Source organism: Mesorhizobium sp. M7A.F.Ca.CA.004.04.2.1, from assembly GCF_004022825.1.
In the GTDB taxonomy this organism is placed as follows: Bacteria; Pseudomonadota; Alphaproteobacteria; order Rhizobiales; family Rhizobiaceae; genus Mesorhizobium.
Genome location: NZ_RZPH01000139.1, coordinates 1 through 8,988, shown reverse-complemented (window position 1 = coordinate 8,988; position 8,988 = coordinate 1). Strand labels below are relative to the sequence as shown.

The following is an 8,988-nucleotide window of genomic DNA, read 5'->3' as shown; positions in this document are numbered from 1 at the left end:
AAGCTGGCTAACGCAACGCTTGGCGGCGTCATAGAGCGGGCGGGTGTCTGACAGGTAGGAGGCAACCGCTTCATCCTTGATCCCTGACTTCAACAAGGCATCTGGCTGGAACTCGCGGGGGGTGTCCCATATCGAACAGGCGGGACGATGCACGCTTTCGATCGCTGAAGAAGGCGCTGGAAATTCACGACGAAATGGTGGAAGCGCCGCCCCATGCGCAAGCGGAGCCTCGTCTTGTCCGGAATTGATCCTGAGCATGCGTCGCCTCCAATGTTTCGTCGTCGCATCGATCCGCAGGGCCGTGCGGACTGTCTTTTCAGTGCATGAATCGGCCGCCGTTGACGTCGAGAATGAGCCCCGTCACGTAGTCGGACAGGTCTGAGACCAGAAACAGGCAAGCTTTTGCGATATCGTCAGCCGTTCCGAGCCGGCCAAGCGGGATGTTCACGACGATGTCGCGCCGCTTGTCTTCGGTCAGCTTGTCGCCAAAGATGTCCGTGTCGATCGTGCCTGGGGCAATCGCGTTGACGCGGATATTGTGCTGCGCCAGTTCGCGCGCCATCGATTTGGTGAGGCTGTGGATGCCGCCCTTGGCTGCGGAATAATGCGGCCCGCCGAAAATGCCACCGCCGATCTGGGCCGCGATCGAGCCGATCGAAACGATCGCGCCGGTCCGTCGGTCGATCATCGAAGGCACGCTAGCCTGGGCCATGTTCAGGCTGCCCCGCAGGCTGGAATCGATGACCAGATCGAAATTCTCCTGGGTGATATCCATCAGCCGGTCGGGTTGGCTGATGCCGGCATTGTTGATCAGGATGTCGACATGTCCGAAGCGGGCCATGACGTCACCAACCGCCTTGCGGCAAAAAGCTGGATCCCGGACGTCGCAGACGACGCCGATGTGTTCGGGGCCGATGTCGCGCGCTGCATTCATGGCGGCTTCTTCGTCGAGGTCGAAGATTGCCACACGGCATCCCTGCGCGGCAAACCGCCGGGCCGTGGCCTTGCCAATGCCGCGCGGCGACGCCGCGCCTGTAATGATGGCGGTCTTGTCCTTCAGCATCACGGCGTAGTCCTCCCCATGTTCATTCATTCGGCAGCCTCGGCCGCGTCTTCGATTTCCACGCCCGCCCAACCCTCGATGAGGGCCGCGATGCGCGAGCAATCGGCATCGGCCATGCCTTGCGTCATGGCGAACTGCCAGAACTGGCGAACGTTGGCGCCGAGCCACATCGGCACGCCCATGCGCTCCGCTTCCTGCATGCAGAGCGTCACGTCCTTGTGCATCAGCTCGGTGCGAAAATTCTGGTCGTAGCGGCGTGTCACCACATGCTTTGGATAGGCGATCTCCGACACCCAGGACCGGCCGGAGCCGGCATTGATGATCCGGAACAGATCCTCGGGCTCGATGCCGCCCTTTTCGGCGAACGCCAGCGCCTCGCCGACGATCACCATGTTGGTTGCGGTGAGAAGATTATTGGCGAGCTTGAGGATCTGTGCCTTGCCCACTTCGGGGCCGAGATGAACAAAGGTCTTGGCAAATGTCGCCAGGAAAGGCCGTGCCCGTTCCAAGGTGTGCTCCGACCCCGAAGCCATGACCGCCAGCGTCTCGTTGCGGACGCCTATCGGTCCTCCGCTGACAGGCGCATCCAGCACCGATACGCCGCGCCCCGCCATCGCATCGCCGACCTTGCGCGCCATTGTCGGGCCGGTGGTCGAGAGGTCGATATAGTGCTTGATGCGTTTGCCATGGATAAGGCCTGCCTCGCCCAGCGCGACGGCCTCGACGATCGGCGCGTTTGGCAGGCTGACGAAGACCGTCTCGACCGCATTGGCGACCGCGGCGGCGCTGTCTTGCCGCTTTGCTCCCTGCGCGACAAGCACGTCGACGGCCGCAGCGTTGGTATCGAAGATGTGGACGTCGAGCTGGGCTGCTAGAGCCTTGCTGACCATGGGCATGCCCATTGCACCGAGACCGACGAATCCGTAAGAATTACTGGGCACGCGCGCTCTCCCCGATCGCTGTAAGATGTGACGGCGCGCCTTCGTAGAGGCGATAGATGCCGGTGCCGTCGATGTCGCCGTGGCCGGCGGTGATAAGCAGACGAAAGAGCTGGGCGGCTTGGCCGGACATTGGGGTTGCCGTGCCCGAACTACGGGCGAGCTCCTGCACCATGTCGAGGTCTTTCAGCAGCTGACGCGCATAGGCCCGCGGCGCGAAATCATGTGCGGCGATACGTGGATAGAGCTGTTGCATCAGAACGCCGTCGGCATGGCCGTATTTCACGCATTCGGGCAGCAGCGCAGCATCCATTCCTGCCGCTTCAGCGAGGCGCACGGCTTCGGCCAGAACAGCATAATTCGTGCCGACCACGAGCTGCGCGATCATCTTGGCAACCGAACCCATGCCTGTCTGTCCGACATGGGTGAACTGCCGGCCGACGTCCTGGATTAAGGAACGGATGCGTGCGATCGCCCAATCCGAGCCGCCGGCCATGATCGTCAGATTGCCTTCGCCTGCCGCCGAGGGACCACCCGAAACCGGAGCGTCGATCCATTCGCATCCCGTGGCCGCTTGGACGCGCCAACCGATGGACCGGCAGAAATCCGGCGACACGGTTGAGAAATCCACCACGATCTGCGGTGACAGCAGAGCATCCGACAGGCCCGCTTGGCCAAACACCACGGTTTCGACTGCCGCCTGCGACGGCAGGTTGAGGAGCACGAGATCCGCGTCCTCGACACAGTCTTTTGGCGACGCAGCGCCAACTGCACCCGAAGCCATAGCCGCAGCTTGCCGGCCGGCATCGGCGTCGAAGACTCGTAGCTTGTAGCCAAGCCCTGCAAGGCGCGCGGCCATGGGTCCGCCCATCAGGCCGACGCCGATATAGGCAAGGCGCGGCTTACCGGATGTCATAGAATTGGACCGCATTGTCGTGGAACAGGCGCTTTTGCGCTTCAGGTCCGAGATCCGCCGTGATCTCCTTGTAGCCACCAAAGATCTTATCGAGCGTGCCGCACACACTGTCGACCGGGAAATTGCTCCCGAACAGGCAGCGCTCGACGCCGTAAATCTCGATGATCGACCTCACGATGTCGCGGTTGTTGGCGACCGTCCAAGGCTGGCCAGGCAGGCCGATGCCGGAGATCTTCACTGCCACGTTGGGCCGCTTGGCGAATTCGGTCATTGCCGCCTTCCAGCCGGCAATCCCCTCGGCACTGCGATCGGCCGGCAGCCCTGAATGCAGCAGGATGATCTGCGTCTGCGGGAAGCGGTCGGCGAGCGTGCACGCCTCGTGCAGATGCCACCATGGTGTCTGCAGATCGAACCGCAAACCATAGCTGGACAGCATGGCGAAACCTTCGACCCAATGCGGGTCGACCATGCTGCCTGGAGCGGCTGAGCCGGGCTTGGGATTGGATTTCGGCCTGTGACGCAGGCCGCGTACGAAGTCGAAACCGGCCAGCCGCTCCAGCACCCGGGCGCGGTCGTCCCGGTCGAGCCATGCCTGGCCGACAGCGACGTTAGGCCACCCCGTCTCACGACGAAGGGAGGCGATATAATCCATCTCGCCGATTGGATCATTCGGATCCCACTCGGCTTCGATATAGACCGTCTTGACAACGTGGTGGCCGACAGCGTCCCGCTTGTAATCGGCCGGCAGATACGGCCGGCATATCGAGGAGTAGTCGCCATAGCGGAATGGGATCAGCGGCCGATCGTTGAGCCACGGATAATAGTTCTGCTCGGGATTCCAGAAGTGGACGTGAGCATCCACCATCGGCATATCAGTCACGTCTGTCTCCTCTCCGTCTCGGGACGACCCGTCTCAGATTGGATGCCAGCTCCTCATCCGGCATCCGCAGTCGTCGCCGCGATTTATCGCGATTTATTCAGCGGCGGCCGCATAGGGGACGTTGCGCCCGCCATAGCGACGGACACGAACGTTTGCCTGCTCGGCATGGCCGGCGAACCCTTCAAGTATGCAAAGGCGCGAACAGTATTCGCCGATCATTGCCGAGGCCTCATCGGTCAGGACGCGTTGATAGGTAACGGTCTTCAGGAACTTGCCGACCCAAAGGCCGCCGGTGTAACGGGCGGCTCCCGCCGTCGGCAGCGTGTGGTTGGTTCCAATCACCTTGTCGCCATAGGCGACATTGGTTCGCGGCCCGAGAAACAGCGCCCCGTAGTTCGTCATCCGCTCGAGGAAGATATCGGGATCGCGTGTCATGACCTGCACATGTTCCGATGCGATGCGGTTTGCTTCACCGACCATTTCGTCCTCTGTCGAACACAGGATCACCTGGCCATAATCCTCCCATGCGCGACGGGCGACGACGGCAGTCGGCAGGATATTCAGCAGCCTTTCGACCTCTGCGATCGTGGCTTTGGCGAGGGCCTCTGAATTGGTCAGCAAGACTGCCGGTGAGTTGGGACCATGCTCGGCTTGGCCGAGGAGATCGGTCGCGCATAGCTCGGCGTCGACGCTGTCATCGGCAATGACCAGGGTTTCCGTCGGACCGGCGAAGAGATCGATGCCGACCTGCCCATAGAGCTGGCGCTTGGCTTCCGCCACAAAGGCGTTGCCTGGACCGACCAGCATGGCAACGGACTGGATGCTTTGTGTGCCCAGTGCCATGGCGGCTACGGCCTGCACACCGCCGAGACAATAGATTTCATCCGCGCCTGCCAGGTGCTGGGCCGCAACGATCGCCGCGGCAGGGCGCCCCTCGTAAGGCGGCGCAGCCGTGAAGATGCGCGGCACGCCGGCAACCTTGGCCGTAATGACCGACATATGGGCCGAAGCCAGCAATGGATATTTTCCGCCTGGCACATAGCAGCCGACGGACTGAACGGGGATGTTCTTGTGCCCAAGAACAACGCCCGGCAGGGTTTCGATCTCGATATCGCGCAACGCTTCGCGCTGATGCTGCGCGAAGTTGCGAACCTGTTCCTGCGCGAAGCGGATGTCGCTCAGGTTCTGTTCGGACAGTTCCGCAAGGCAGGCGCGTATTTCCGCATCGGTCAGGCGAAAATCCTTGCGGTCCCATTTGTCGAAGCGGATCGAAAGCTCGCGCACCGCAACATCGCCACGCGCACGGACATCTGCGATGATGCCCTCTACAGTGGCTCTGACGGTGGCCTGATCGGCTGCCACGGCGCTCGGGTCGCGCCCCTCTTTGAGTTTGCGGATCACTTGGTCGCCCCTTCCGTCGTCCTGCCTTCTAAGTAGCTGTCGAGATCGAGCGCCAGTTTGATGATGCTCGAATAGTCCTCGCCGGCATGTCCATTCTGGCAATGGATGGCGAAGAGCTCTGTTGCCAGATTTCCCATCGCTGCCAGGACTTTCGAGCTGTTCGCCAGTTCCTTGGCGAGCCGCATGTCCTTCAACTGGAAATCCGAGCGGAAACCGCCGGCAAAACCGTTGGCAGAGGGCACATTCTCCATCAGGCCCGGGAATGGGTGATAGCGCTCGAGCGCGTAGTTGTTGCCCGAGGAGTTGCGCATCACATCGCTGAGGATTGCTGGGTCGAGACCATTGGCGACACCGAGTGCCAGCGCCTCGACAGTTCCCGCCATGCATATTCCGGACAGAATGTTGTTGCAGAGCTTCGCCGTGTGGCCCGCTCCCGAAGCCCCGACATGATAGATGCGCTGTCCCATTGCTTCCAGCAGAGGGCGGGCATGCTCGACATCCGTGGCCTCGCCGCCGACCATGAAAGTCAAAGTGCCGGAATGGGCGCGCGGCGTCCCGCCTGAAACCGGTGCATCGATCATGCGCCGGCCGGCGGCGCGGGCGGCAGCGGCGATTTCCACGGTGACGGTCGATGAAATCGTGCTGCTATCCATCAAGAGCGCACCCTTGCGGGATGCCGCGATGACACCCGACGCTCCAAGATAGACGTCGCGGACATTGTCTCCGGTCGGAAGCATGGTGATAACCACATCGGCCGATGAAGCCGCCTCGGCGGCGGAGGTGGCACGTTTCACGCCCTGCTTCTCAGCCGCGTCCTGTGCGGCCGAAGACGGGTCGAAGCCAATGACTGGAAAGCCAGCTTGGACCAGATTGCGGGTCATTGGTTGACCCATATTGCCAAGTCCAAGGAAAGCGACGGTTTTCACTTGAGCATTCTCCCGGTCAGGCAGCCGACGTGTTGACGATGACGGTCTTCGACCAGGTGAAATGCTGGACCATGCTTGCCAGCGAGAGCTCACGTCCCATGCCGCTCATTTTCGTCCCCCCATATTCGATGTTGGCTTCCGCGACGGCAAACTGGTTGACCTGCACGAAGCCGGCGTCGATGCGCGACACGAAGTCGAACGCCGCCGGGAGGTTTTCCGTGAAAATCGTTGCCGCGAGGCCGTAAGGCGTGTCGTTGGCTTCCTGCAGCACGGTCTCGAAATCGGTAAAGCGTGAGACAGTCGCGACCGGCCCGAAGATCTCGTCACGGCAAACGGGTGAGCTTGCGGGAACGCCCTCGATCAGCGTCGTCGAGTAGTAATAACCCTTGTCCAGACCTTCGGGACGCTGGCCGCCGCAAAGGATACGGGCGCCCGGCGTCTGCCGCGCCATTTCGATATAGCGTTCGACACGATCGAACTGCTTGCGCGATACGATACAGCCCACCTGTGTCGCTTCATCCAGCGGGTTTCCAACCCGAAAAGACGGAATGCCGGCCAGGACGCGCTCGATCACCGCATCATAGATGGCGTCGTGGATATAGATCCGCGTACCGGCGGAACACGACTGGCCCTGACGCTGAAGCCGAAGCCCCTGCAGAATGCCACGCGCCGCGCGATCGACATTGGCATCAGCCAGGACGATGTTCGGATTCTTGCCACCGAGTTCGGCTGTGACTGGTATGATCTTGTCGGCGGCGTAGTGCATGATCAAGGCGCCGACGGCGCTCGATCCGGTGAAGCTGATCTTGCGTACAGCCGGATGTTGGCAAAGCAGGCGACCTGCTTCCTCGCCGAGCCCGGTGATTGCGTTCGCGACGCCGGGTGGCAGAACCGCCTGCAGCAGTTCGAACACCCGAAGCACTGCCAAGGGTGCTTGCTCGGCCGGCTTTAGCACGACGGTGTTGCCCGCGGCGAGTGCCGGGGCGATCTTGCTGGCAAGCTGCATCAGCGGTGCATTCCACGGAATGATCGCGCCAACGACTCCAAGCGCCTCGCGTCGCGTATAGAGCAGCCGGCCAGGATCGGGCGGATAGGTCTGGCCGTTGATCTCGCCGGCCAGGCCACCGAAATAACGCAGGATGTCGACCATGGTGCCGGCTTCATTGCGCGATTGGGTTGGAAGTGCGTTGCCAGTCTCCAGCGACGAGAGCCGGGCAATGTCTTCACGGAAGCCGTCGAGATGATCGGCTGCCCGCATGAGCAGGGCGCCGCGCTCTCTCGCCGGCGTTGCCGACCAAGACCGGAACGCAAGGGAAGCCGCATCCACCGCAGAATTGACATCCTCTATGCCGCAGCGTGGCGCAGAGCCGATGATCTCTTCGGTGGCGGGGTTCTCGATATCGAATTGCGCGGTTGTGAGCGCTTTTCTCAAGCCGCCGCCGCAGACGATCTGGCCCGAAAGTCGTCTCGCTTCCGTGGTTTGCGCGCCGATGCGCGCTTCAAGAGAGTCTGTTGCAAAGGCTTTCATATGAGATGGCTTCTGTCGTTTTTGATTGAGCATACGTATGCACTCTGTTAGACATTTGAAATGAGTTTGTCAAACAGGAGTGAGAAATGTCTGTGACAACAATCGGCCTCGTCGCGGGAGACCCATCCGGTGTCGGTCCGGAACTTTGCGCCAAATTGGTCAATGCAAAGGGGCGCCAGAGTGACCTTCGCGTTGCCGTCTTTTGTGGGAAAGGGAGCTTTCGCGACGGAATGCGAATCGCTGGACTCGATGCTGAAATCCCGGTCGTCGATGGCGTCTCATCAATTCCGGAGCGTGGCGGCGTGGCGCTGATTTCAGGTCTGGATCGAGGCGGCCACAAACCCGGTGTGGCGAGCGCGGAGGGCGGAACTGCCACGCTCGCGGCGCTGGAGAGTGCAGCAGACGCGGCCGGGGCAGGGCAGCTCGATGCGATTGTCTATGGTCCGCTCAACAAACAGGCGATGTGGCTGGCCGGTCACAAGGCGATCGACGAACTGCATTTTTTCTCAAATCGCCTCGGGGTTACTGGCTTCTGCTGCGAAATGAATAACCAGGGGGCTCTCTGGACGGCCCGCGTAACCTCGCATATCCCGCTTCGCGCCGTGGCCGACAACATCTCCGTGGAGTCCATCATTGCGGCCACGGTGGCCGGCGCCAGGGCGGTCGAATCATCAAGCGGCAAACGTGCGAGAATAGCCGTTGCCGGCCTTAACCCGCATTTGGGAGAAGGCGGCGCAATGGGCACTGAGGAGATCGAGATTATCCTCCCCGCTGTCGAAAGGCTAAAGGAGCTTGGATACGATGTCGCCGGCCTCTATCCGGCCGATACCGTCTTTCTGCGTGTGGGGCCGGAGAAGCTCGACTTGATCATCACCATGTTCCACGATCAGGGCCAGATCGCGCTGAAGACACTCGGTTTCACCAACACCTCGACCGTTCTTGGCGGATTGCCGCTGCCAATCGTTACCGCCTCGCAAGGAACAGCCTACGACATTGTTGGCCAAAATCGCGCCGACCCCGCCGGGCTGACAGCAGCGTTTGATCTCGCGCATCGTCTTGCTATTGCTGCGCGCAAGGCAGCATAACAGGCGCAAAAGCTGATTTGCGCAAAGGATCCAATGCATGAGACGGTCAACTTCGGTGGATGTCGCGCGGGAGGCTGGCGTATCGCAATCGACGGTGTCTCGCGCGCTCGCCGGCGACGGGAGGATTTCAGAGGAGACAAAGAAAAAGATTCGCAAGACGGCGGAGCGCTTGGGCTATACGCCAAATGGGATCGCGCGAAGCCTGCAGACGAAGAAGACGAATATGGTTGGCCTGATCATGGCCGATATCC

General features: G+C 61.4%; 10 protein-coding genes. 2 read left to right on the top strand and 8 right to left on the bottom strand.

Translation table 11 applies throughout. The annotated features are described in order from the left end of the window. The 8 genes from EN893_RS38605 to EN893_RS09085 all read right to left on the bottom strand — a co-directional run. A partial coding sequence (locus EN893_RS38605; protein ID WP_206640095.1) for a hypothetical protein occupies positions 1–258 on the bottom strand: 258 nt, incomplete at its 3' end. Positions 259–316: 58 nt separating this feature from the next. Beyond that, the gene (locus tag EN893_RS09115) at positions 317–1,066 is read right to left on the bottom strand and encodes an SDR family NAD(P)-dependent oxidoreductase (RefSeq protein WP_127269015.1); all 750 of its coding nucleotides are present in this window, start codon (positions 1,064–1,066) and stop codon (positions 317–319) included. A 23-nt stretch (positions 1,067–1,089) separates the two neighbouring features. Then, positions 1,090–2,004: an NAD(P)-dependent oxidoreductase gene (locus EN893_RS09110; RefSeq protein WP_127269011.1), complete on the bottom strand. Its 915-nt coding sequence runs from the start codon at positions 2,002–2,004 to the stop codon at positions 1,090–1,092. Beyond that, on the bottom strand, positions 1,994–2,917 hold the full coding sequence (locus tag EN893_RS09105) for an NAD(P)-dependent oxidoreductase (RefSeq protein WP_164751045.1): 924 nt from the start codon (positions 2,915–2,917) through the stop codon (positions 1,994–1,996). The genes EN893_RS09110 and EN893_RS09105 overlap by 11 nt, the downstream gene beginning before the upstream one ends. Continuing rightward, positions 2,904–3,788, bottom strand: a complete 885-nt coding sequence (locus EN893_RS09100; protein ID WP_127273113.1) for an amidohydrolase family protein — start codon at positions 3,786–3,788, stop codon at positions 2,904–2,906. Before EN893_RS09100 ends, EN893_RS09105 begins: the two co-directional genes overlap by 14 nt. A gap of 102 nt (positions 3,789–3,890) precedes the next feature. Continuing rightward, on the bottom strand, positions 3,891–5,198 hold the full coding sequence (gene hisD, locus EN893_RS09095) for a histidinol dehydrogenase (protein WP_024505473.1): 1,308 nt from the start codon (positions 5,196–5,198) through the stop codon (positions 3,891–3,893). Beyond that, complete coding sequence (mmsB, locus tag EN893_RS09090) at positions 5,195–6,124, bottom strand: 3-hydroxyisobutyrate dehydrogenase (protein WP_127269663.1); 930 nt, start codon at positions 6,122–6,124, stop codon at positions 5,195–5,197. The genes hisD and mmsB overlap by 4 nt, the downstream gene beginning before the upstream one ends. A 16-nt stretch (positions 6,125–6,140) precedes the next feature. After that, the gene (locus EN893_RS09085) at positions 6,141–7,652 is read right to left on the bottom strand and encodes an aldehyde dehydrogenase family protein (protein WP_127269665.1); all 1,512 of its coding nucleotides are present in this window, start codon (positions 7,650–7,652) and stop codon (positions 6,141–6,143) included. A gap of 86 nt (positions 7,653–7,738) precedes the next feature. Here EN893_RS09085 and EN893_RS09080 point away from each other — a divergent pair, with 86 nt between their 5' ends. Together EN893_RS09080 and EN893_RS09075 are read left to right on the top strand one after the other, a co-directional pair. After that, positions 7,739–8,737 carry a 4-hydroxythreonine-4-phosphate dehydrogenase PdxA gene (locus EN893_RS09080; RefSeq protein WP_127269667.1) on the top strand — a complete coding sequence of 333 codons (999 nt, stop codon included), beginning with the start codon at positions 7,739–7,741 and terminating at the stop codon, positions 8,735–8,737. Between the two features lie 55 nt (positions 8,738–8,792). Further along, positions 8,793–8,988, top strand: a 196-nt coding sequence (locus EN893_RS09075; protein WP_206640094.1) for a LacI family DNA-binding transcriptional regulator, incomplete at its 3' end; no start/stop codon positions are given.